Genomic DNA, 22,339 nt, shown 5'->3' with positions numbered 1-22,339 from the left:
CCGGAATACTGCTCTCAGCTGGTTCTAATACCGGTCTGGTTTCAAGCATCTGCGGGAGTAACGGATGAAAACAAAAATCAATGTGTGTGGCAGTGGCGGAAAAACGGTCAAGCTCGGGGCATTAGCCCTGCTGTTGCTTTTTGCTGGGTGTGGTGGTGATGGTGCCACAGAGGTGTCTGATCCGGCCGATTTGGAGGCTCCGAGAGAGCCTGTGAATTTGGGGGGCGAGGGTGATCTGTACGCGCCGAACCGGCTGTTGGAGGTCAGTGTCTCCATGGATGCAGGCGAGTTCAACCAGCTTCGCTCGGAAGGCCGAACATTGGCCAGCACCGCACGCGAGTGCCTTACGGACTACGAGTACACGGAGTTTACAGCCAGCGTGACCATTGATGGCGTTGCCATGGAGGACGTGGTTGTCCGCAAGAAAGGTTATATAGGTTCGTTGAGCCCCAGTATTCCCTCCCTCAAGCTGGATTTCAACGACCTATGGGACGGAAGAACCTACCAGAACAACAAAGGTTTGACCCTGAACAACAATCGTCAGGATCCGTCTAACGCACGCCAGTGTTTGGCCTATGAGCAGTTTCGGCAAGCAGGCATTGCCGCTCCCCGATGTAACTACGCCAGAGTTCGCGTGAATGGCGAGGATCTTGGCATCTTCACCAATGTAGAGCCCATCAAAAAGCCGTTTCTCGCACGTGCATTCGGTGACGATGAAGGCAATCAATACGAAGCACAAACAGCGGACTTTGGCACGTGGTTGAGCCAGAGGTTCGAGAAAAAAACTAATGAGAGAGAGAACGACCGCAGTGATTTGCAATCGGTTACCGATGCGCTGGCGCTGCCGGATGAACAGTTCATGAATGTGCTGCCACAACTGGTGGATGTGGATGAATTTATTCGCTTCTGGGCTGTTGAAACACTCATTGGCGCTTGGGACTCTGCTACCGGCAATGCTAATAACTTTCACATTTATCGCGCTCCTGATACCGGTCGTTTCCATTTCATTCCCTGGGGTGCCGACACGGCTTTTCGCGGAGAGCATCCGCTCAAACCGGGTACCGGCGTGTTTTACCGAAACTTTTCTCTAGCCGATCGCCTGTTCAATCTTCCGCAATACCGAGCCCAATACCAAGCTGAGCTAGAGAGCTTGCTGGCCACTCAATGGAACGAAAGTCAGCTGTTGCAGAATCTTGAGCAAATTCGCGAACTAACGGGTACCTCTGAAGCAGGCGTGGCCAGCCTCAAAGCGTTTATCGAAGGCAGGGGTGCACCCACGGACACCGACTACCGCTTGTCGCGCAGAGCCGCTCTAGAGCAGGCGTTGGAGGAAGAGACAGCCTCCGGCACGGTATACCGCCTCGCAGATGTCCAGCCAGATTGCAGCGCACCGGTTACCACCCCATTAACAGGAAGTGTGTCTGCCGTGAACGGCACCGATAGCGGGGCCTTCCGGTTCACTCTTCCAGATGGGCGGCCGGTGGCTGCCAGCCTAACGTTCGCAGCTTTTGAGGTGGATAGTCTGGTGTACTCGATTGACACCGAATCGTCTCCGGAAGTGGTTAGTCTGTTGATGATTGGTGTGGATGCGAGTAACAGCTTTAAGCCTTACGTTCTGCAACTGTTCATTGAAGCATCGGACTATGTGCCTGGCACCCATGAATTTCACGGCTTTGCCACCAATGCCTTGTTGTTCGAGGTGGATGAAAACCTGCCGGGTGATGTGCGCACGTTGGCGCTTGGTGCGACGGGCAGTGTGATTCTTACCAATGTAGGCACAGGGCCCAGCGCGGGTGATGTGGAGCTGACTCTGGATGCCACTCTTGAATACGGGCCTGGCTTGCAATGAACATGGCAGTTCTTAGCCCCTTGACCAGCTTTTGTGGGCACGGTCTGGCTGATCAAATGCGGGTTGCCTTGATGAATCGGGTCGATGCCAAGTTTGTAGTGCGGCCCGAGCTGTTGAATGCTTGTCTGTCTACTCTTGGCGATGCGTACACGGTTCTGGATATGGGTGGGTGTCGGCGCTTTGGCTACGACACCCTGTACTTTGATAGTCCCGACCGGCGTCTGTTTTTGGATCACCATAACGGCAAACTTAACCGGTTCAAGGTTCGGTTACGGCACTACCGACATAGTGAAATCATGTTTTTTGAGGTCAAGAAAAAAACCAACCGGCAGCGCACTGTGAAAACCCGGATGCCGGTAACGTTTGAGTCCTTTGTGGATGGTTCCACCGCAAAGTTTCTGAAAGAGCAATCAGGCCTGCCGGCAGCAGGGATGCAGCCGGCTCTTTTTGTCTCCTATCAACGGACAACGCTGATTGACCCGCAGGGCGCCGAGCGCATCACTCTGGATACCCAGCTTGCTTTTCATACTCCCGACCGGAACCGCTCTGTAGAGCTGCCGGGCATGGCGATTGTAGAAGTAAAGCATGAGCGCCACTCGGGTTTTTCACCCATATTGCAAGCCTTGGCCAGACTGGGCGCGCGCCCCGTGTCCTTTAGTAAATACTGTGTGGGCAGCAGCCTACTCTTTGAGCCTTACCTGAAAACCAACCGTTTTAAACCGTTGTTAAGGAGTCTGTATGGAATCCGCAGTTGATCTCCATTTTCTTATTCGGCTAATTATAAATACCGCCTCTGTTTTTATTCTTATTCGCTGCTACTACGCGTTTTCTCGCCACAGGGAGAATGCAGCCTCGTTCATTCTCTTCGGAGTTGGTGTCTTTTTAGTAACGTCATTGCTGCACTCGGTCACTGTCACTATGGGATTCGCGTTCGGCCTGTTCGCAGTATTTTCTATGTTGCGATACCGAACTGAAGCTCTTGGTATCAAAGAGATGACCTACCTATTTCTAGTGATCGCCATGGCACTGCTGGCCGCAGTGGGTAGCATGCAACACTATGAGCTAGCAGGCTTGAACCTTCTAGTCATTGCTTTGGCTTTGGTTCTTGAAACCCGGGTGATACTGCCTCGACATGGAGAAAAAGAGGTCGAGTACGAACTCATTGAGAACATACACGCCCAACAGCAGGACGTGCTGATTGCAGATCTGCGCCAGCGAACCGGCCTAGATGTGTTTCGAGTTGACGTAGTGTCTATCAGTTATTTGCGCGATACCGCTATGCTTCGGATGCACTTCCGTCTGGGCGGACACCATGCGTGATGAATTTCGCTGGGCTGGTTTGGTCGTATGGCTGACGCTGCTTTTTTTGCTGCAACCGCTGATGCTGCAGGCTGAGCCACTTGAGCTGGACCTTGGCGGATATATTGCGACGGGTGTTGATCACTATGGCGCTTTTTACGATGAAAAGGGCGAACCCCACACCACTCGGGGCGTGCTGCGGAATGCCAAGCTTGAGCTTGAGCTGGACTGGGGGCGGTCTTGGTCGGCGGAAATCGATGGTAGCTATGAGGTTCGTGATGACAAACGGGAGGCTGAGCTGGGTGACGCCTATGTGCAGTATGAGACTAGCGATCGCTACAGAATTACACTCGGGCGGTTCAAAGAGCCCTTCGGTTTTGAACGCTTAAGCAGCTACTCCACTATTAATACAAGTGAGCGCTCGCTCGTGACTTCGGCTTTTGCGCCGGGCCGCTCGCAAGGTTTGACGGTCGGACGGTTTAGAAAGTCCACTACCTGGGTTTTGGGCGTATTTACGAACGAACCAGAGGGCGAATCAACCCGCGCTGTGACAGGGCGCTATACCCTTGCCCCTATTCGAGCCGATGGGCGCGTACTGCACCTAGGCATTGCGGCATCCTGGCGTGATTTGGGAGGTGAACGATTTCAGATTAAAGATAGAGGCGAGGTATTCAGTGCCGACAACGTTATACGTAGCCCGCGCTTCGATGCCCGGGAAAGCGCCTTACTTGGGTTGGAAGGCGCATGGTCGTCGGGCCGGTTATCGTTGGTAGCCGAGACTATGGCGCAGCAGGTGACGCGCGTTAATGGAGAGCATTGGTGGTTCACTGGGGCCTATCTACAAGCAGGCGTTTTTCTCACAAACGACCACCGGCGTTATAGTCGCGGCGAATTCAAGCGGCCTGAGCCGACAAGCCGGACGGGTGCCATTGAATTGGTAGCCCGTTATAGCGCTATCGACCTGCAGGATCAAAAGCTGGGTGCACGGGCAGACGTTGCTCTGCTTGGTGCAAACTATTATTGGGATGACAGGCTACAGCTTCGACTGAACTGGTTAATGCCTCAAATAGAAGGCAATGTTATGACGCCAAAGCCAGAGGGTAACGCGGTCACATTGCGCGTGCTCTTTCGGTATTAAGCTGTAGGTGAGGGCAGTCTAAGAACGACCTGAGTCCACTCGCCCAGCTTGCTGCGAATGTCCATATGGCCTTGATGGTGCCGAATGATGGTCTGACAAATACTGAGCCCGAGGCCTAAATTATCTGGTGTTCTGCTAGTTGAGTAGAAGGGGTCGGTCAGCCTTTTAATGTCCTCTGGGGCTATGCCATGACCATTGTCTTGAATAGATACCTCTAAGCTGCCGTTTTCAGAGACAGCTCGAATATCGATACGCTTTGATGTTTGGCTTTTGTCTTTCCCCAGTGCCGATGCAGCGTTTAAAAGTAGGTTAACAAAAACCTGAGTCAGCGCTGACGGATAACAGGGCACGGACACATTGGCCGGAAGAGAGAGATGCACATCCGTGCCGCGGAGCTGGTGCTTGCAGAAGCGCAATGCTGTATCGATAAGGGAGCCCAAGTCGGCTTTATCTATGCTGTGATCCGGCTCTGGACGTGAGAAATCGATCAGATCCGACACAATGTCTGCGATGCGCTTTTGATGAAGCGTTGCGTCATCCAGTGCCTCTGTGAGCTCGCTGTCGCGATTTATGGCTCTGGCGTAGTCCACTGCCTGACTTGCGCAATTGAGAGGGTTCATAATTTCATGCAGAAGGCCTTTGGCCATATGGCTTAGAGCTTGATGTTTTTGCTCTAGGGCTAAACGCCCTTCTGTGACCTTCAAGGTGTGTAAAGTTCGCGATAATGCGCGGTTTCGGTCCTTCAGTAAAAATTGCAGTGCCAGTAAATTTCGTAAAAACACACGAAAAAAATAGGCGGATATAGGCGCAATGAGTATGCACATGAGAACCAGCCAGTTGGTTAGAGTGGCGGTGAGTGTGCTTGCGAAGCTGGCAGCCGGAACGGCCAATGCTGTTGCGGCGACCAACAGGATCAGGTTCATCAGTAGTATGGTGATTGTATGAGCCATCGAGAGGGTGATGATTCCAACGGAGCTCATGAAAAGAAGCAAGCCTACAATCGGTGCCAGCGTTGCTCCGGCGAGGATATAGCCCAGATAGCTGAACAGCGCCATGTGAAAAAAGACCAGATACACAATGAGAGGCGACATCTGCCTTAGTCGGGTAAAGCGATGGGCGGCAATCAGTGCTGCAAGAACAGCGGTGTAGAGCAGATGAGTGCCGGTGACGCCCGGTTCTGCCGGAGACAATGCGAGCCCTAACAAGAAAATGAGGGTTCCGATGAACGTAATACCCAGAGACACATCAGCAAAGACCGGCAATACTCGGAGCCGCGACTGGCTGCGGTAGAAGCGTTCGTAGCCCTGTTTTTGGTCGACCGATAACTGACGAACCTGATCTATACCAGAGAGCCACGTCATGCGGCGGCTCCGTTATGGTGGCGCTTCATGAATAAAATTAGCTCTGGCAACCGTTCGAATCCGAGTTTGATGAAGATTCTATCTTTGTAGGAGTGAACCGTCTTGCAGGAGACGCCTAACTGCGCGGCAATTTCTTTAATAGGCGTGCGGCTTGCTATCAGCTGTGCGACCTCCCGTTCCCGGCCAGACAGCGCATGATAAGCATTAACCACCCCTTGCGAAGGTTTGTCTGGCTTGTTCCAAGCGCCAACATACACTTGCCCGTTGCGGATGTAGAACAAGGTTTTAACGAGCTCTTGAATGGGCTGATGTTTCGATACGACCGCCTTGATACCTGCCTCCAGATAAATCGCCAGCCGGCTTGCGCTAACAGGGGTATCAGAAATCAGCAGAACTGAGAGAGTAGGGTGCAGGCTGAGAGCGTTTTCGGCAATGGTTAAACCATCGTTATCCTGCAAGTTTTCTTCAATGATTAAGACCCCGGGCTTGGATGACTCAAGCCGGTTTAATGTGTCGATTCCGGATTCAGATTCGCCTACCAGATCAATATCACTGTGCAGCAATAGCTGGAACAGTAAACTGTCCCGGAACAGGCGTTGGCTAATGGTCACGTAGAGTCGCAGTTTGCGGTTGCTTGGCGACATCAGGCCTCCGGCGAGTTAGCCAGCGGTAGTGCCAGCACCAGATTGTAGGACTGCGCAGCGCCGCTTATCTGTAACTCACCTCCCAGCCGGTACGTAGTTATGAAAAGCAAAAGAAGTGCTACTTGTTGGTCCAAAAACGGACGGGAAAGCCTTGTGAGTGGCGCCAGCAGATGAGCGTAAAGCTTCAGCGGAGCTTCGCAGGATAGTATCAGGCTGTGTCCGGAGGCTTGGCTCAAGTTCAGGCTGCGCCAGCTCAGCCCGGAAGCTGTTAGGAGGGTCGTGAGCGACTCACAGAGCATGAGCAGTATCGAGGGGGCTGGTGCGTTACTACGATGTTCATACTCGGGCTCTTCAGAGCGCTGCAGTGCAGCACGAATAGACGCCTGATCAACCTTGGTGTGCATGGATGCGGCTGCCTGCAAGCGCGTTAGTTGCTGGTGCACCTGTTCGCCAAACTGTTGGATAAGATCGTTTTCGAGGCTGGTCTCCAAGCTTGCTCTAAGGTGTGATGTGTTGGCAAACAAGCATGGAATGGTGTCCAGAGCTTGTATAAAAAGAGTCATTACCGGTGCACCAGCGGCTGTGTCTACAGGTCCTGAAAGGTTCTTCAAAAGCAACTCTCGGCGTTGGTCGCGCAACCCGTTGAACTGCTGTTCCAGCTGAGAGAGCCTGCTTTCCCGTGCAGACGCCAGAGCACAGTGTCGAGCGATGGCCTCTTGAAAGAGCGACATCAGCTCCGTTGCTCGCCAAGGTTTTTTCTGATATCGAAAAATCCCGCCCTCGTTAACGGCGTCAAGCGCAACATTTACCTCGCCGTAAGCCGAAGTCAGGATGCGAACGGTTGCCGGGTGGGACTGTTTAAGTTCATCAAGAAGCTCTTTGCCCTGCATGCCCGGCATGCGCTGGTCCGTCATTATCACGGCGAGCGTTCCGGGCATTGACTGAATTATCTCGAGGGCCTGCTCAGCGCTGTCGGCGCACAGCACATGAAAGTCATTCTGCATCCGTTCCAGTTGGCGGGCGAGGTACTTGGTGGCTGCGGGCTCATCGTCGACTATTAAAACCGTAGGCACTTCGTCGGAGGCATCTTTAGGCTTTGCCTCTGGCATAACGTTTTCATGGCTCTTGCGGGCTAGTGCTGACGTTAGAACATGCGAGCGGACTAGGTCCGGGTCCAGTGGCTGTTCGAAACAGCGATCGATCAATCGCTTCTCCAGTAAAGACACCAACACGTCCAACGGAACCGCATCGCTAATGAGAATTTTCAGTAGGCCTGGGTGTGCATCGCGGGCGTGGGTTAATAGTGGGGAGTTGCCCTGACTCGACGGTTGGCTTGCTAGGATGAACAGTGCATGCGGCGGTGCGGAGCACTCTTTAAGGGCTGCTATAGCAGCTTGATCGGATTCGAATGCGTCAATATTGAGGTTGTTGCCAAACTCTTCTTCAAACGCCGTGAGAGCCCGTTTGCTGTCGTAGCGAAGGAAAATCTGTGGTTCTTCCGTAATGGCCATGCTGGATGCAGTCCTGATAATCCGCTTAATAAGGAGATTAGCAACGTGCGCCAGATTTGTTGTAAGAATTTCCTACAAATGTGCCGAAAGTCCGAATTACTAATGGACTATGGGAGCCTATTAGCGCTTTCGCCCTAAGATAATGTTCAGGCTCTGGTTGATACAAAATCTATGTCGTGTCATACAGATGGGTGGTTTGATGTATAAACGGATGAATAGGAGGGAATATGAGCGAATTCAGAACAGAAACCGACAGCCTAGGCGACGTACAGGTGCCTGCTGGCGCGCTCTGGGGCGCCCAAACCCAACGCGCCGTTGATAACTTTCCGGTAAGCGGTCTACCAATGCCACCAGCGTTTATCTCGGCAGTCGCCCGAGTCAAGCAGGCCGCCGCAGAGGCTAACGCTAGTTTGGGGCTTTTGGATAACCGCTTGTGCGATGCCATTACTGATGCCTGTCAGACGCTTATTCGTGGAGACTATGCAGATCAATTTCCTATTGATCGCTACCAGACCGGCTCGGGCACTAGCACTAATATGAACGTCAATGAGGTGGTTTCTGCTATAGCCGCCAGCAACGGGGTGCAAGTGCACCCTAATGATGACGTCAATATGAGCCAGAGCTCCAATGATGTGATCCCCACCGCCATTCATGTAAGTTCTGTGATCGGCGTGAGAGAGCGGCTACTGCCGGCGTTGACGCATTTGCGAGGAGTTATTTACGAGCGTGAGGCCCTATTCTCTGAGCAGGTCAAAACCGGGCGCACTCATCTTATGGACGCCATGCCGATTACCCTTGGCCAAGAGTTGCGTACCTGGCGTGAGCAGATACTTGCAGTGGAGCGGCGTTTAGATACTGCTGTAGAGGAATTACTCGCAGTGCCACAGGGCGGCACTGCTGTAGGCACCGGCGTAAATGCGCTGCCTGAGTTTTCTAGCCAGTTTGTGAAGTTTCTGAAAGCCAATACCGGTTACCCATTCCGCCCAATGGAACATAAGTTTGTAGGACTGAGCGGACAAGATGGGCCTGTAGCGCTCTCTTCCCAGTTGCGTGGGCTGGGTATTGTGCTTACAAAAATAGCTAACGATTTGCGCTGGATGAACAGTGGCCCGATTCATGGGCTTGCGGAGATCAGCCTGCCAGCCTTGCAACCGGGCAGCAGTATTATGCCGGGCAAGGTAAACCCTGTTATTCCCGAGTCAGTGGCGATGGTGGGTGCTCAGGTTATGGGGCTCGATAGTGCCAACGCTATTGCTGGGCAGTCGGGCAACTTTCAGCTAAACGTAATGTTGCCACTCATTGGCGGCAATCTACTCGATATGATCGACTTACTCAGCAATGCAACCGGCATGCTGGCGGACAAGGCCATCCGGGAATTTACCGTTCACACAGACACTTTGAATGCGAGCGTTGGCCGCAACCCGGTGCTGGTGACGGCACTGAATCCTGAAATCGGTTACAGCCGGGCCGCGGAGATTGCCAAAGAAGCCTATAAAACCGGCCGTCCGGTTATAGATGTTGCAGAGGAACGGAGCGGTCTTAGCCGCGGGCGTCTGGAAGAACTTATGGACCCGCTAAAGCTGACTCGAGGCGGCGACTCCTGATGGCCGTCTGCCGATTGGAAAACTGATCTGTTTGCGCCCACAATCTGTAGATTGTAGACATTCAACTCACAGAAGAGGTCACTATGACATCATCTTGCAGCATACCCGGCTTGAACGTTCCCCGGAGTCGCTTTCCGCAGCCGCAGCAGGACTTACCGACGGAAGAAGGTGAGCAGCGGGTGGTGCTCGCTGGCGGCTGCTTCTGGTGCGTGGAGGCAGTGATTCTGGCAATGGATGGTGTAACCCGTGTGGAGTCTGGTTACGCAGGGGGCGCATCGGAAACCGCCAATTACGAAGCTGTGTGCACAGGGACGACAGGCCATGCCGAAGTGATCGACGTGCACTATGACCCCGCCAAGGTGAGCTTCGGAGAGCTACTGCGTGTATTTTTCTCCGTAGCTCACGATCCAACCCAGTTGAATCGGCAGGGTAATGATCGGGGTACCCAGTATCGTTCGGCCGTGTTTTATGAAACCGCCGAGCAGAAACAAGTTGTAGAATCCTATATCCGCCAACTTGATGAAGCCGGGGTATACTCAGACCCCATAGTCACAACGCTAGAGCCGCTGGACGCTTTTTATCCAGCCGAAGCGCACCACCAGAACTTTGCAGCGCGAAATCCATACCAGCCCTACATCATGGCCGTCGCTGCCCCGAAAATGGAAAAACTGATAGATGGATTCAGTGACCGGCTAAAGCCGGAATATACTGACTCCAACGACAATTTAGCCTGAGGAGAGATAGTGTATGACCCAATCCGCTGCAGGTTATGACCTGACGCCCCTAACGGACGCACAGATTCAAGAGAAGGCAGCCAGCCTGACCCCGGAAGAGCGCGAAGTGCTTTTGGACCACGGAACCGAGCACCCGTTCTGCGGCACTTTGTTGGATAACAAGTTGTCGGGTGCTTATCATTGCAGGCTTTGCGACCTACCGCTGTTTAGTTCAAACGCGAAGTTTGATTCTGGCACTGGCTGGCCGAGTTTCTTTCAGCCCTTCGATAAAGACCACATCCGCTACATTGAAGATACGAGCTTGGGGATGGCTCGTACAGAGATACGCTGCATCCGCTGTGATAGCCACCTGGGGCACGTGTTTCCAGACGGCCCGCCTCCAACCGGTCAGCGTTATTGCCTGAACTCCATTGCCATGGTGTTTCAGGAAAACAGTTAAAAACTGCTAGCAGCGTTAGCTGGAGAGTGAACGTGTCGCTGTCAGCTTGTGCTGGCAGCGACCACTGTAGAAAGCAAGTAACCGGTATAGGCCACGTAAACCAATAGCAGAATTGAACCGTCGAATCGGCTTATCACTTTTCGCCAGCCAGTCAGCCCAAACCCCATCACCAGCAAGCCAACCGTCAGCGCCAGCATGAGCGTCCAGTCACGGTATAGCACCTCTGCATCCACCGATAGCGGCTGTATAACCGCTGCAAGCCCGACCACAGCCAGTGTGTTAAAAATGCCCGAGCCAAGGATGTTGCCTAGAATAAGGTCGTGCTCGTTTTTTCGCACGGCAGCCAGAGCTGATGCCAGTTCCGGCAGTGACGTACCGATGGCTACGATAGTCAGGCCGATGACCAAATCGCTGACGCCAAGACTCTGGGCAATAGTCACCGCCCCCCACACCAGAAGCCGGGAGCTGACAACCAGAAGAATAAGACCGACAACCAGCCACATGATGGCGGTTTTCATCGGCATAAGATCCGGGCCCATCTGAGCGTCGGTTTCACCCGCCAGAGAATCGCCTTTCCCTCGCATGCCCTGAAAAATCGACCAGCCCATCACTACCGTAAACACACCCAACAACACCCAGCCGTCCAGCCGCGTTAACTCGCCATCCAGTAATTGCGCCCCGGCAATCAGGGTAAGAATAACCAACAGTGGGAGCTCTTTACGGATAACCTGAGAATGCACCGCGATGGGCGCGATCACCGCAGTAAGGCCCACAATGAGCGCAATGTTGGTGATGTTGGAGCCATAGCCATTGCCCAGTGCAAGCCCGGGGTTGCCATCGGCAGCGGCCATAGCGGAAACAGCCAGCTCCGGCGCGGAAGTGCCGAACCCTATGATGACCATGCCAATCAACAGCGTGGGCATGCCCAGATGTTTGGCGGTCGCAGCTGCGCCTTCCACAAATTTGTCTGCACTCCAGACCAGCAATATAAGGCCGGCGATGATAGCGCCAATAGCCATTCCCATAAATTAGCCTCAGTCATGTTGCATCTGCCGGGCGCACGAAAACCTCGCGAATCCCGAGGTACAAGCACCAGAAAGGTGTGCAAGATACCGCATAAGGGCAGCTAAGGTCAGCCCCTTTCGAATCAAGTGGCGCTCTTGCGGTTGTATCGAAGCGTGAGACTAAAGTTGCGGTGATATTCTGTGCCAAAGAAGAGAGAATTTAGAAAAGAGTTTTCTGCGCGCATCAGGATTATTACCTATAACTCCGGGCAAGCCACTGTTCGTATGCTAACAATACAACCGCTAGACTTAGATGCAGATCATGCTCCGATGCGTCTCCATTGATAATCGCAATGTATATTTCTGCGAAAATCCGGATAATTGCTCTCATATTCAGAACGGACGCACAAGGCAGCGCCATTTACCATGCGACTTGCCCGCATCCGATACACCTCTTCGCTGATCGTGGAGGGGAGACAGGCTCAAAACTAGCTAGGATGAAAACCAATGGCCGTTAAACAGGCAGATGTAGTATTGGTCGGTGGTGGCGTCATGAGCGCTACCCTCGGCGTGATGCTAAGACAGCTGGACCCGTCGATGAACATTGTCATGCTGGAGCGTTTAGACCACGTTGCCCATGAGAGTACGGATGGCTGGAACAACGCAGGAACCGGCCACGCTGGCTACTGTGAACTTAACTACACGCCCGAAACTGACGATGGCGATGTTGCTATCGAGCGTGCACTTCAGATCAATGCGCAATATGAGGTGTCGTTGCAGCTCTGGTCGCATTTGGTAGAGCAGGGCGTGTTGCCCGAGCCCTCAAAGTTTATAAATCGCACGCCGCATCAGAGCTTCGTTTGGGGCGAAAAAGACGTAGCGTTTCTCAAGCGTCGATTCGAGCGCTTGAGTGCTCATCACCTGTTTAGCGAAATGGAATACACCGAATCCCCGCGGGAGCTGGAAAGCTGGATGCCTCTGGTTGTCGAGGGCCGCGACCCGATGCAGCGTGTTGCCGCAACCCGAATTAGCCATGGCTCGGACGTGGATTTTGGCTCCTTGACCCGCAGTATGGTTGAGTACCTGCAGAGCCAGCCCAATTTCGAGTTGATGCTCGGTTGCCCGGTGCATTACATAGACCAGCGTGACAACGGCCGCTGGAAAGTCCGGGTTAAAAACCAGCATACCGGCGAGTTGACCAAGCTGGAAACCGCATTTGTATTCCTCGGTGCTGGCGGTGGCGCTTTGCCCCTGCTGCAAAAATCCGGAATTGCAGAAGCTCGTGGCTATGGGGGCTTTCCTGTTAGCGGTCAATGGCTGGTGTGCCGCAAACCTGAGGTTGTAAAACAGCACCACGCGAAGGTTTACGGTAAGGCGCCAATCGGGGCGCCGCCCATGTCGGTACCGCATTTGGACACCCGAATTATCAATGGCGAGCCAGCTTTGCTGTTCGGCCCGTTTGCCGGCTTCACGACTCGCTTCCTTAAACAGGGCTCTATCTTCGATTTATTTGGCTCGGTACGCACCTCCAATCTCAAGCCCATGTTGTCTGTGAGTAAGAGCAACATGGACCTTACCCGCTACTTGATCGGGGAGGTGTTCCAGTCCCACAGCGATCGCGTAGAAGCATTGCGCAATTTCTTCCCGGAAGCTGAAGAAGACAACTGGGAACTGCGTAATGCAGGCCAGCGCGTGCAGATTATCAAGCAAGCTGAAGGTGGCGGCGGCAAGCTGGAGTTCGGGACTGAGATTGTGGCCTCTAAAGACGGTACCTTGGCCGCGCTACTCGGGGCATCGCCGGGCGCGTCTACCGCTGCAAATGCGATGATCAATGTCATTGAACGCTGCTTCCCGACCAAGATCCAGACACCGGAGTGGCAAGAGCGCATGAAGGTTATGGTGCCCTCTTACGGCCAGTCGCTGGTTAACGACGAGGCATTGTTGAAAAAGGTACGGGAAAGAACCCTTGCTACCCTGAAATTGGGCTAATATTTGCGATTCTCACACATCGGCGTAGGGTAAAAGGACATTCGAAAGCAAGGAGAGAGCCGATGAGCGAGCACAAATATAACCCGGATAAGGGCTATGTCGCACTGCTAGGCTGGAGCCTCAATGCTGTAGGAGCCGCTGATAAGTTTGACCGCCGTTATGTGGTGGTGGCGCCGGATTGGGCCGAGCCTTACTGCAAAGAGCACAATATTCCCTACGTGCCTTGGAACTTCGAGCGCCTGAACGACCGCTCTGTGGAAATAGCCCAAACTCTCAAAGACATGGGCGTGGACGTTGCCATTCCTTTGTTTGAAGAAACCGTTGAATGGGCGGGCGCGATTAACTCAGTGCTAATGGACAAACCACGATTGTTTGGCCAAGCCATGCTGTTGCGTGACAAAGCTCTGATGAAGCGCCGTGCCCAGCTCGGTGGTATCCGTGTGGGTATTTTTGAAGAGGCCCACGACAAGGGCGACGTTATCCGCTTTCTCAAGCGAGTTAATCAAACCCTGCTTAAGCTTGATGGCGACCCCAACGACCCGATCCACCTGAAAGCTTTTGATAAAGCTGGCTGCCTCGGCCATAGGGTTATTCGTACTCCGGACGAAGTGGACTCAATCCCGGATGAAGAATTCCCTGTGCTCATGGAGTCCCATCTCGACGGCTGGGAATTTGCCGTGGAGGCGTGGGTCCACAATGGCAAAATTGCCTTCCTGAACATCTCCGAATACGTCACGCTGGGTTACTCGGTATTCGTGCCTGCAACCCCGGATCTTGAAAAGTACCGTGACCAGATTCGCGGCGAGATCGAAAAGCTGATCAAGACGTTCGATATTGATTTCGGCTTTGTGCACCCCGAATACTTCGTGACAAGCGACGGCACCATGTACTTCGGTGAAGTCGCCTATCGTCCGCCTGGGTTCAAAGTGTTCGAGTTACTTGAGAATGCCTACGGGTTCAACGCTTATCAGGGTCTTATACTATCTTTTGACCCCAAAACTACGGATGAGGAAATCAAAGCTTTCTTCCCGAAAGAAGTGGTGGATGCCAAAGGCTACGCCGGATGCTTTGGCGTATACCCGCGCCGCCGGGTTGTCAGCAAACTCGAAATTCCCGAGGAAACCGAGAACCACGAGTACTTTGAGTCCCACGAATTGACGCCGCCATTGGAAGAAACCGTTACCAAGCGGACGGCATTTGGTACCCATTGGGGCTTAGTGTATTTCTTTGGTGAAGACCCTTATGTAATGCGGGACTTACTGAAGCATCAGGAAGACCTGGATTTCTATGTATAATCGGGCGATGCATTAACAATTATAGGGCCTGATGCAGGCCCTGAGGAACATCGTTTGAACGATCATAAATCGGGCAATGTGGTTCCGGCTGTGAACTTGGAAAAGCTGGCGCAAAGACTGGATGAGGCGACTCGTGTTCTGGATGAAAGCCGGGCTTTTGCCAAAGTTGGCAAACTTCCTCGGGTTTTTGATCTTGTGCGCCGTATCCTGATGCAGCCGGAAGGCTGCGCAGTGATTGAGGCGCGTGCAGAGCAGTTAGAAATAGCAGGTGTGTTTGAGGGTACAGATTGGGCGGAGCCCGCTACCCTGCTACCCTCCTTAACAACGCACTCGCTGCAAAGCCCTAATGCAGATACGGTCGTTATCGAGGCGCTTAGTGAGCTCCGCTTGCTGGCGGTTGTTCGCGGCACCTATCTGCATCCCTCTGTGTCCGCCGAACAAGCCCATCACTACCTGACTCAAGTTTTGGCAATCAACCTCGGGCTACTGTTCGGCATGACGGGTGAAGCCGAACGGGAGCAGGGCAAGCTGGCCCTTATCAGCCAGCATGTCATGCAGCATGTAGCTCAGCATATTGGCTACGAGCATGTAATCGACAGCCTGATTGAAGAGATTTGGCGAATTTTGCAGCAGCGCCCAATTCAAGTGGGCGATGTGCGTAAGATGATTACCCAGATCGCCATTTGCCGGGCTGAGCCGAATGCCGATCTCGGTAGCGCAGGGCGTGGCGCGGATCGGCTGATTTCGAGCTTATACGGGCCAACTCGCGGGTGCAGTGAAGATCCGGGCACCGTTGTATACCAGCAACGGCTCGAATCTATGGACGCCCAGACGCTACAAAATGAAGCCACCGGCTTTGCGCGTTCCATGCACGACACCGGGTTGGTCTCTCCTTATCACGCGTGTTTTGTGCGTTACATTTTGGAAGGTCAGGATAATTTGCTCAGCGAAGCCTTAGGGCTATCAAGCACCGGCCGGGATTGCCTTATGTGCTATCGGGAGCTGGTGCATATGCTGATCACCGAGGGTATTTTCCCCGAGACAGCGCAGGGTCTCTATGGTCTCGCACTGATGCTTGAGCGGGGCATTCTTTACCAGCCACCGGTGGCGCCAGCACTCTGGCGTCAAGCTCGGCTTAATCTCTGTCCACAAGCCCGTGAGCGTCTTCAGTTGGCCTATGGCTACCAACCGCAGGCAGGTGCTTGGTTGATTCAGGGTGTGCTCAATATGCTGGGGCAACCTTTAGGTGTTGGTCAGGGGAACAACCCGACCTGTCAGTCTGCGCGTGCATTGTCTATGTGGGCCTATAACGATCCTGACTACCTATTGCAGATGGTTGCCTGGGCAGCCAGAGATAATGAAATCGTTATGCATTTCGAGGGGCAACCGGTCTCCTCGGTGCAAAGTCTTGGCGGCGTTGCATCGGAGGTCACTCTGGACCTTGATCCGGTTTCGCTGGTTGTCGTGCCCCATCTCGATAGAATTTACGGTGAAATGGGCCGCATGTGCATAGGCCGCGAAGGCGATCCACACCGCTGGGTGAACCCGGAATTTCACGGATGGTCTGCCGGGCGAGGGTTTGCAATCAACGTGGATGTAGCCACAGGTAACCTGGAAGACTTAGAAGGATTTATTCGCCACTTCTATGCCAGCTATCACCCTTATTACAACGGCAACCAACCACTGATACACCCCCAGCCCGCAGGTATTGCGGTAACCGACAGGGCTGCGCGGTTCATTGGCTGGCATGCGATTACCATATTGCGGGTGGCTTTAGACCCTGAAGGTGAAATGCGCGCGTATTTCTACAACCCAAACAACGATAGCGGTCAAAGTTGGGGTGATGACGTAAACGTGAGCACGGACGGCAAAGGTGAAAGGTTTGGCGAGGCATCGCTGCCCTTTGAGCAGTTTGCGTCCCGACTCTACATCTTCCACTTCGACCCGCTTGAACGAGGCGAGCCCGCAGATGTCGGTGAGGAAGAGCTTCAGCGGGTCGTGGCGCGGGTGTATCGAAGCTGGGGCGAAAACCGCGTGCCAGCGACAGAGTTACAGGCCGAACCGCCACAGGCTGAGTAGCCCTCTCGTGTTGCCTATTGGTCAGCGTGGCGGGCGCCTCTGAGCATTGCGTGTAGCAATTCATCTGCATCAAACTTTGTCAGAGCCTCGTTTGCGCCAACTTGATTGGCGTAACTCAGGCTCATTTCGCTGTTCAGGGAAGTGTGCAGAATAATGTAAGGCTGCTTCAGAGCGCTATTATCCCGCACGTTAAAAGCCAACTCGTAGCCATCCAGACCTGGCATCTCAATATCGCTCACTAGAATATCAATCGGCTTCCCAAGTTCATTGCTATTAAGCAGGATCTGCTGGGCTTCATCGCCGTTGGTGGTCACTTGATATGAAATATCCTTGGCATCCAACACGTCGCATAGCTGTTTGCGGGCAACCCTTGAGTCATCCACCAAAAGGATGTTTAAGGCTTTCAGGGCTTCGCTCTGTACGTCGGTAAGCACCACATCCCGGGTATCCAATGAGTCTGGGTATACGTTAGCCAGCAGCAGCTCAACATCCAGTAGTTGAATAAGCTCGCCGTTCATATCCAACAAGCCGGTTATAAACGCTTTGTCTCCCAGCGCTGGGGGTGGCGACTTGACTTTTTTCCAATCCGTTTCGATGATTTTCTGTACATCGCGCACCAGAAAACCCGTTTCCTGACGCTGAACATCGGTAATAATAATAGACGCTGTTTTTCGCTCCTCCGTAGTTAAGGGCGGATAGCCAACAGCCGCGGCCATATCAATCACCGGCACAGCTGACCCTCGGAAGTTCATGGTGCCAATAACCGCGTAATGGCTATGGGGCATTTTAATGAGAGGCTTGAACGGCAGTATTTCACGAATTTTCAGCGTGCCAATCCCGAACAGACGAGAGCCTGACAGGCTGAACAATAATAGCTTTTGAGTTTGCTTGGCTTTGCTGCTCATAACACCGGATCCTTACAAATAGCCCTACCATCATATCGCTATATAGCTTACAGGGGGCAAATTCGGACACAATAATGTCTCCTGCGTTTCGGATTAGCCAGTGTCTACTTCGCTACCATCAATGAGTGATCGTTCATGCCCGCCTAGCTAGCTGGTCAAGTTATGCACTCGTTTGTACTGGAGAGGTTGCAGTACGACGTGGTGTAACGGGGCAGGGTTTGGATGCTCTTGCCCCTCCCGCAAAGCAGGGCGCTTGTTGGGAGGAGCAAGAATTATCACAGCTTCAGAGCGACGCTCCCGAGGCTGCTGATTGGTATTGTTTACTCAGGGATCAGCTTCTGTTCCCGCGCCATGGCGTAAGCTGCTTTGGGGCCGAGCCACAGAGAGGGCAGCAAGATCAGCGATACCGGAATGGCCGTGATCACAATGAACTGCTGAAGCACACTGATCTGCCCCGCACCCATGTACAGTAGAATGCCTGCCATACCTGCCATTGCCAAACCCCAGAATGCGCGCACAAAGGTGTTCGGCTGATCGTGACCCGTGCTCACAACCGCAATGGAGTAACTCATGGAGTCACCGGTGGTGGCAACAAAAACCGTGGTCAGCACCAGAATGGCCAGCGCCATGAAGCTACCACCCGGCAGAGACTGCGCAACTGTTAGAGTCGCCACATCAAAGCGGAAACTGTTCAGCGCTTCAGTCAGATCAATCACGCCGGTCATTTGGTAGTAAATGCCAGAGCCGCCCAACAGGGTAAACCAGATGGTAGTGGCAATGGGAGCCATAACCGCTACGGCCAAAATCATTTCACGAATGCTTCTACCGCGAGAGATACGAGCCACAAAAATGGCCATCAGCGGTGCATAACCAATAAACCAGGCAAAGAAGAACACCGTCCACCACTGCATCCACCAGTCAGGAGATGTATCCGCAGTCATGGTTGCCATAGCCATAAAGGAAGAAACATATTGACCCATGCTTTGGAAATAGGTGTTGGTCAGGAACAGGGTGGGGCCGAAGACGAAAATAATGGCTCCGATGGCCAGCGCCAGAAACACGTTCATCCGGCTCAAAAACTGAATGCCACGGTGAACACCGGTCGCTGCTGAGGTCACGTAGATCATAGCCAAGGCAATCAGGATGGCCATTTGTGTTATCAGGCCGTCAGTCAGGCCAAACAGTTCGCTCAGACCAAAACTCATCTGGGTTGCAAGAAACCCGATGGGGCCAACAGTACCGGCCACAATGGCAATGACGCAGCAGGCGTCTACAACACTGCCTAACCAGCCGCTCATGATGCGTTCACCGAACACCGGGTAAAGCAGTGTACGTGGTTGCAGAGGCTTGCCCTGCACATAGTGGGCGTGCGCCAGAATGATCGCAGCCAAGGTGCCCAGAACAGCCCAAGCCAGAAAGCCCCAGTGCATGAACGATTGGGCCATAGCATTGGAAACGGCTGCAGCGGTGCCGGGTTCCGATGTGAACGCCGGTGGCGTCACAACAAAGTGATAGATGGGCTCACCAGCGGCAAAGAACACGCCACCTCCGGCCAGCAATGTGCACATAATGATAGAGAGCCAGCGGAAAGTGCTCATCTCGGGCGTGGCCAGATTGCCAATTTTGGCTTTGGCAGCAGGTGTACAAGCCAAACCAATAGCGATAAAGAATGTAGCTAGCAACAACATCTGGAAGTAGGTGCCAAACACTTTGGCCGTCCAGGCAAAACCGTTGCCAATCAACTCGGCTACGCCTTTGATATCAAACAGAGAGAAGCCAACAAACAACGCAATAAAGCCGACGCTGAGAGTGAGCACTACCGGGTCGCCAAGCTGAGCTATGGAGTAGTCTCCGCCTGATTTATCGTTACCCTTAATCATAAACTAAACCTTTTTTAATAATCGCAGGCGCGCGACAGTGCCATAAAGTGCCTGTTAATACCAATGTACAAGGGGATTTTTTGCCGACATCCGAAGTGAACGTCAGTGCTTGCAGTCTGTTCTCTTCCACCGGCACAAACTCAGCCCGAGAGAGGCAAAAGAGGCAATCAGTATTGGCGCTGTTGCGTTTATACTGTTGGCATGACGCATCCAGACATTAACTTACACCTGCGAACCTACGATGGTGAGGGAAGAAGTCACTCCCACGATCACCATCAACTTGTATTGCCTCTCGTTGGGACGCTGTGTTTGTCTGTGGATGCAGTGGAAGGAAAGGTGGTTAATCAGCGGGCCGCGATCATTCCATCCGGACGTGATCACGGGTTTCTGGCGACGGAAGAAAACCAGTTTCTGGTGGCAGATATTCCTGAAGGCCTGGCACCATCGCTGGACAGGTTGCCTTGTTTTGTTGAACTGGATTCAGCGCTGCTTCACTACGTAAAGTTCCTGTACAGTCAGATTCGCGAAGGGAACGGATCAGCTTACACTCAGCACCAAATGCTACTCCTGCTTATCCAGCTTCTTCAGGAACGGCACGGCAGCGAGTTGAGCCTGGATCGCCGGGTTATTGTTGCCAAGCAGTATCTGGACGATCGTTATCGCCAGTCGATATCAGCATCGCAGTTGTCCGGCATCGCTCACCTGAGCACCCGGCAATTGAATGAACTTTTTCGCAAGCAGATAGGCATGACACCGCACCAATACCTCACGGAATTGCGAATGAAGGAAGCCTGGCGACTGTTGGAGCAGTCGGATCTCAGTGTCCAGCGGGTTGCAGATGCGGTTGGTTATACCTCTCTTTCATCGTTCAGTGATCGCTTCAGGGGCCACTTTGGACATGCCCCCAGTTACTTCCGCCGAAAATCGAAATAATCCCGCCACAACCCGAAAGCTATCCCTGAGGCCGAAGCATAGTCTGCCATGATTATTTAACCGTTGAGACTTGTGGGAGAAATACCATGGCATCTGTTAACGGAGCCACCTGGATAGGATCGGTTTCTATCCTGCTCTGGGGCACTCTGGCGCTCTTGACGAAGTTGTCTGGCGGCGAGATTCCGGAGTTCCAGTTAATGGCGATGACTTTCGGCATTGCCTTTGTGTTGATGTGCGTTCGCTGGTTCCGGGCTGGGCACGCGGGCGTAAAATACCTGCGACAGTCACCGCTGGCTTGGGCCATTGGGGTTGTCGGCTTGTTCGGTTACCACTTTGCCTACTTCAAAGCCATGACGCTGGCACCAGCGGTGGAGGTCAGTCTATTAGCCTACCTTTGGCCGTTGTTGATTGTGTTGCTGTCTGCGCTTTTGCCCGGTGAATCCCTTCGTGCACAGCACATTATTGGAGCCCTATTGGCATTGGCGGGTTGCTGGCTGCTGATTGGCAAAAATGCCGATGGGTTTGTTTGGGCAAATCTGCCGGGCTATTTGGTGGCATTGCTCTGTGCCCTGATCTGGTCCTGCTATTCGGTGCTCAGTCGGTTGGTCCGATCGGTACCGACAGATGCGGTGGGGTGGTTTTGCGGTGTCACCGCCATTTTGGCCCTGATCTGCCATCTTCTGTGGGAGCAAACCGTATGGCCTCAGGAACTGGTTCAATGGGTTGGTGTGATAGGGCTGGGATTGGGGCCAGTGGGGATCGCCTTTTTTACTTGGGATTACGGTGTGAAACACGGCAACATTCAGCTGTTGGGAACGCTGGCCTACGGCGCACCGTTGATTTCGGTGATCCTGCTGGTCCTCGCCGGATACGGTGAGGCCACGGTTGCGGTTATTGGTGCCAGTATTTTGATTGTGATTGGCTCTCTGGTTGCGAGCAGGGCCAGAAATGGACCAGGGGCAACGCCCCATGCAAAAAAGCCCCAATCTTGATTGGTCTATGTTGATGGCATCACTCCTCCAGCAAGCGAAGCGGGTGCATACCCTCGACCATGCCCATAAACGGCGGGCATGGTTTCGGCTCGTTTTGCGTACCGATCGTTTCCCCATGTGTGACTCTCAGGCACGATGACGGTAGCGCCATTATCTTTGTTGAAGTCATCAATCGCCCATACGGTTGCGGCGCCCAGTGGCTGACGGGGGCGGGCAGGCGATAGAAGGCATCATCGTGATGCAGCCCCTGTGGAGCCTCGCCGGGAAGAATGTTGATGATTTGGCTCTGGGACAACAGAAAGCCGGGCTCGAACAGCCGATCCATCAGCCCTAGAATTCGCTGGTGTACGGCGAGTTGGTCGGTTGCTCTGGTCTTGGACAAAACGTTGTAGACCCGTTGCGTCTGGTGGCCCTCGAACGGGTTTCGTCCGGTCTGGCCGAGCAACGCAAGGCCTTCTTCCTTGATCGCAGTGCAGGTTTCAAGGGGGATCAATTTTTCGATGATGACATAGCCGTCACGCATCAGCTTCTCGAAGTCTTGCTCCACTTCCACGGTGTTACGCTCGGGCCCCGGTTTCAGGCGCCGGTGGGTTTTTGCGTGATCGCCTTTTTTGTAGCGCTGTGCATCGAGTGATTCAGACATTGGGCATTCCTCGTTTTGGTCATTAAAGTTGTTTTCGACC

At 53.4% G+C, this 22,339-nt stretch carries 18 protein-coding genes and 1 pseudogene; 12 read left to right on the top strand and 7 right to left on the bottom strand.

Annotated elements, in window-relative coordinates; genetic code table 11:
• The first annotated feature begins 64 nt into the window (after nucleotides 1-64).
• From FE845_RS04965 to FE845_RS04950, 4 genes are read left to right on the top strand one after another with little or no spacing between them, the layout of a single operon-like run.
• Entirely contained in the window at nucleotides 65-1,849 is a 1,785-nt protein-coding gene (locus FE845_RS04965) for a CotH kinase family protein (protein ID WP_200362094.1), read from the top strand.
• A 2-nt stretch (nucleotides 1,850-1,851) separates the two neighbouring features.
• On the top strand, nucleotides 1,852-2,604 hold the full coding sequence (locus FE845_RS04960; protein WP_227714090.1) for a polyphosphate polymerase domain-containing protein: 753 nt from the start codon (nucleotides 1,852-1,854) through the stop codon (nucleotides 2,602-2,604).
• Complete coding sequence (locus FE845_RS04955) at nucleotides 2,588-3,169, top strand: DUF4956 domain-containing protein (RefSeq protein ID WP_200362092.1); 582 nt, start codon at nucleotides 2,588-2,590, stop codon at nucleotides 3,167-3,169. Before FE845_RS04960 ends, FE845_RS04955 begins: the two co-directional genes overlap by 17 nt.
• Nucleotides 3,162-4,286 (top strand): OprO/OprP family phosphate-selective porin, encoded by a 1,125-nt coding sequence (locus FE845_RS04950; RefSeq protein ID WP_200362091.1) that lies wholly within the window; start codon nucleotides 3,162-3,164, stop codon nucleotides 4,284-4,286. The genes FE845_RS04955 and FE845_RS04950 overlap by 8 nt, the downstream gene beginning before the upstream one ends.
• Here FE845_RS04950 and FE845_RS04945 read toward each other — a convergent pair.
• Genes FE845_RS04945 through FE845_RS04935 form a run of 3 tightly spaced genes read right to left on the bottom strand, consistent with a single transcriptional unit; the run spans nucleotide 4,283 to nucleotide 7,802 of the window.
• The gene (locus FE845_RS04945; protein WP_200362090.1) at nucleotides 4,283-5,647 is read right to left on the bottom strand and encodes a sensor histidine kinase; all 1,365 of its coding nucleotides are present in this window, start codon (nucleotides 5,645-5,647) and stop codon (nucleotides 4,283-4,285) included. The two genes, FE845_RS04950 and FE845_RS04945, sit on opposite strands and share 4 nt — an antisense overlap.
• Complete coding sequence (locus FE845_RS04940) at nucleotides 5,644-6,291, bottom strand: response regulator transcription factor (RefSeq protein ID WP_200362089.1); 648 nt, start codon at nucleotides 6,289-6,291, stop codon at nucleotides 5,644-5,646. Before FE845_RS04940 ends, FE845_RS04945 begins: the two co-directional genes overlap by 4 nt.
• Nucleotides 6,291-7,802 (bottom strand): response regulator, encoded by a 1,512-nt coding sequence (locus FE845_RS04935; RefSeq protein WP_200362088.1) that lies wholly within the window; start codon nucleotides 7,800-7,802, stop codon nucleotides 6,291-6,293. The genes FE845_RS04940 and FE845_RS04935 overlap by 1 nt, the downstream gene beginning before the upstream one ends.
• A gap of 227 nt (nucleotides 7,803-8,029) precedes the next feature.
• On the opposite strand from FE845_RS04935, the gene FE845_RS04930 reads away from it, so the two are divergent.
• From FE845_RS04930 to msrB, 3 genes are all read left to right on the top strand, one after another.
• The gene (locus FE845_RS04930; RefSeq protein ID WP_200362087.1) at nucleotides 8,030-9,406 is read left to right on the top strand and encodes a class II fumarate hydratase; all 1,377 of its coding nucleotides are present in this window, start codon (nucleotides 8,030-8,032) and stop codon (nucleotides 9,404-9,406) included.
• A gap of 83 nt (nucleotides 9,407-9,489) precedes the next feature.
• A complete protein-coding gene (msrA, locus tag FE845_RS04925) occupies nucleotides 9,490-10,140 on the top strand; it encodes a peptide-methionine (S)-S-oxide reductase MsrA (protein ID WP_200362086.1) in 651 nt (216 codons plus the stop codon).
• 13 nt (nucleotides 10,141-10,153) lie between these two features.
• A complete protein-coding gene (gene msrB / locus FE845_RS04920) occupies nucleotides 10,154-10,579 on the top strand; it encodes a peptide-methionine (R)-S-oxide reductase MsrB (protein ID WP_200362085.1) in 426 nt (141 codons plus the stop codon).
• 41 nt (nucleotides 10,580-10,620) lie between these two features.
• Here the strand turns inward: msrB and FE845_RS04915 are convergent, their stop codons facing one another.
• Entirely contained in the window at nucleotides 10,621-11,604 is a 984-nt protein-coding gene (locus tag FE845_RS04915; RefSeq protein ID WP_200362084.1) for a calcium/sodium antiporter, read from the bottom strand.
• Nucleotides 11,605-12,090: 486 nt separating this feature from the next.
• On the opposite strand from FE845_RS04915, the gene mqo reads away from it, so the two are divergent.
• The 3 genes from mqo to FE845_RS04900 all read left to right on the top strand — a co-directional run bounded on the left by mqo (nucleotide 12,091) and on the right by FE845_RS04900 (nucleotide 16,946).
• Nucleotides 12,091-13,572, top strand: a complete 1,482-nt coding sequence (gene mqo / locus FE845_RS04910; protein ID WP_200362083.1) for a malate dehydrogenase (quinone) — start codon at nucleotides 12,091-12,093, stop codon at nucleotides 13,570-13,572.
• A gap of 62 nt (nucleotides 13,573-13,634) precedes the next feature.
• A complete protein-coding gene (locus tag FE845_RS04905) occupies nucleotides 13,635-14,867 on the top strand; it encodes an ATP-grasp domain-containing protein (RefSeq protein ID WP_200362082.1) in 1,233 nt (410 codons plus the stop codon).
• A 54-nt stretch (nucleotides 14,868-14,921) separates the two neighbouring features.
• Nucleotides 14,922-16,946 carry a hypothetical protein gene (locus tag FE845_RS04900; protein WP_200362081.1) on the top strand — a complete coding sequence of 675 codons (2,025 nt, stop codon included), beginning with the start codon at nucleotides 14,922-14,924 and terminating at the stop codon, nucleotides 16,944-16,946.
• A 14-nt stretch (nucleotides 16,947-16,960) separates the two neighbouring features.
• On the opposite strand, the gene FE845_RS04895 is transcribed toward FE845_RS04900, so the two are convergent.
• Entirely contained in the window at nucleotides 16,961-17,851 is an 891-nt protein-coding gene (locus FE845_RS04895) for a chemotaxis protein (protein ID WP_200362080.1), read from the bottom strand.
• Between the two features lie 320 nt (nucleotides 17,852-18,171).
• Nucleotides 18,172-19,731 (bottom strand): BCCT family transporter, encoded by a 1,560-nt coding sequence (locus tag FE845_RS04890; protein ID WP_200362079.1) that lies wholly within the window; start codon nucleotides 19,729-19,731, stop codon nucleotides 18,172-18,174.
• 315 nt (nucleotides 19,732-20,046) lie between these two features.
• Between FE845_RS04890 and FE845_RS04885 the strand changes: the two genes are divergently transcribed.
• A complete protein-coding gene (locus FE845_RS04885; protein ID WP_320159671.1) occupies nucleotides 20,047-20,664 on the top strand; it encodes an AraC family transcriptional regulator in 618 nt (205 codons plus the stop codon).
• Nucleotides 20,665-20,750: 86 nt separating this feature from the next.
• A complete protein-coding gene (locus FE845_RS04880) occupies nucleotides 20,751-21,656 on the top strand; it encodes a DMT family transporter (RefSeq protein WP_200362077.1) in 906 nt (301 codons plus the stop codon).
• A 5-nt stretch (nucleotides 21,657-21,661) separates the two neighbouring features.
• Here FE845_RS04880 and FE845_RS18955 read toward each other — a convergent pair.
• Nucleotides 21,662-22,179: pseudogene (locus FE845_RS18955) on the bottom strand (phytanoyl-CoA dioxygenase family protein).
• Between the last annotated feature and the right edge of the window lie 160 nt (nucleotides 22,180-22,339).

The sequence above is a fragment of the Marinobacter sp. 1-4A genome (assembly GCF_016597725.1).
In the GTDB taxonomy this organism is placed as follows: Bacteria; Pseudomonadota; Gammaproteobacteria; order Pseudomonadales; family Oleiphilaceae; genus Marinobacter.
Note: the sequence above shows the minus strand (reverse complement) of the source record. Positions and strands in the feature narration are given on the sequence as shown.

What these genes read in the sequence shown, in the direction of transcription:
- FE845_RS04965 (WP_200362094.1), top strand. Translation starts at nt 65, where the DNA reads ATGAAAACAAAAATCAATGTGTGTGGCAGTGGCGGAAAAACGGTCAAG.
- FE845_RS04960 (WP_227714090.1), top strand. Translation starts at nt 1,852, where the DNA reads ATGGCAGTTCTTAGCCCCTTGACCAGCTTTTGTGGGCACGGTCTGGCT.
- FE845_RS04955 (WP_200362092.1), top strand. Translation starts at nt 2,588, where the DNA reads ATGGAATCCGCAGTTGATCTCCATTTTCTTATTCGGCTAATTATAAAT.
- FE845_RS04950 (WP_200362091.1), top strand. Translation starts at nt 3,162, where the DNA reads ATGCGTGATGAATTTCGCTGGGCTGGTTTGGTCGTATGGCTGACGCTG.
- FE845_RS04945 (WP_200362090.1), bottom strand. Translation starts at nt 5,647, where the DNA reads ATGACGTGGCTCTCTGGTATAGATCAGGTTCGTCAGTTATCGGTCGAC.
- FE845_RS04940 (WP_200362089.1), bottom strand. Translation starts at nt 6,291, where the DNA reads ATGTCGCCAAGCAACCGCAAACTGCGACTCTACGTGACCATTAGCCAA.
- FE845_RS04935 (WP_200362088.1), bottom strand. Translation starts at nt 7,802, where the DNA reads ATGGCCATTACGGAAGAACCACAGATTTTCCTTCGCTACGACAGCAAA.
- FE845_RS04930 (WP_200362087.1), top strand. Translation starts at nt 8,030, where the DNA reads ATGAGCGAATTCAGAACAGAAACCGACAGCCTAGGCGACGTACAGGTG.
- msrA (WP_200362086.1), top strand. Translation starts at nt 9,490, where the DNA reads ATGACATCATCTTGCAGCATACCCGGCTTGAACGTTCCCCGGAGTCGC.
- msrB (WP_200362085.1), top strand. Translation starts at nt 10,154, where the DNA reads ATGACCCAATCCGCTGCAGGTTATGACCTGACGCCCCTAACGGACGCA.
- FE845_RS04915 (WP_200362084.1), bottom strand. Translation starts at nt 11,604, where the DNA reads ATGGGAATGGCTATTGGCGCTATCATCGCCGGCCTTATATTGCTGGTC.
- mqo (WP_200362083.1), top strand. Translation starts at nt 12,091, where the DNA reads ATGGCCGTTAAACAGGCAGATGTAGTATTGGTCGGTGGTGGCGTCATG.
- FE845_RS04905 (WP_200362082.1), top strand. Translation starts at nt 13,635, where the DNA reads ATGAGCGAGCACAAATATAACCCGGATAAGGGCTATGTCGCACTGCTA.
- FE845_RS04895 (WP_200362080.1), bottom strand. Translation starts at nt 17,851, where the DNA reads ATGAGCAGCAAAGCCAAGCAAACTCAAAAGCTATTATTGTTCAGCCTG.
- FE845_RS04890 (WP_200362079.1), bottom strand. Translation starts at nt 19,731, where the DNA reads ATGATTAAGGGTAACGATAAATCAGGCGGAGACTACTCCATAGCTCAG.
- FE845_RS04880 (WP_200362077.1), top strand. Translation starts at nt 20,751, where the DNA reads ATGGCATCTGTTAACGGAGCCACCTGGATAGGATCGGTTTCTATCCTG.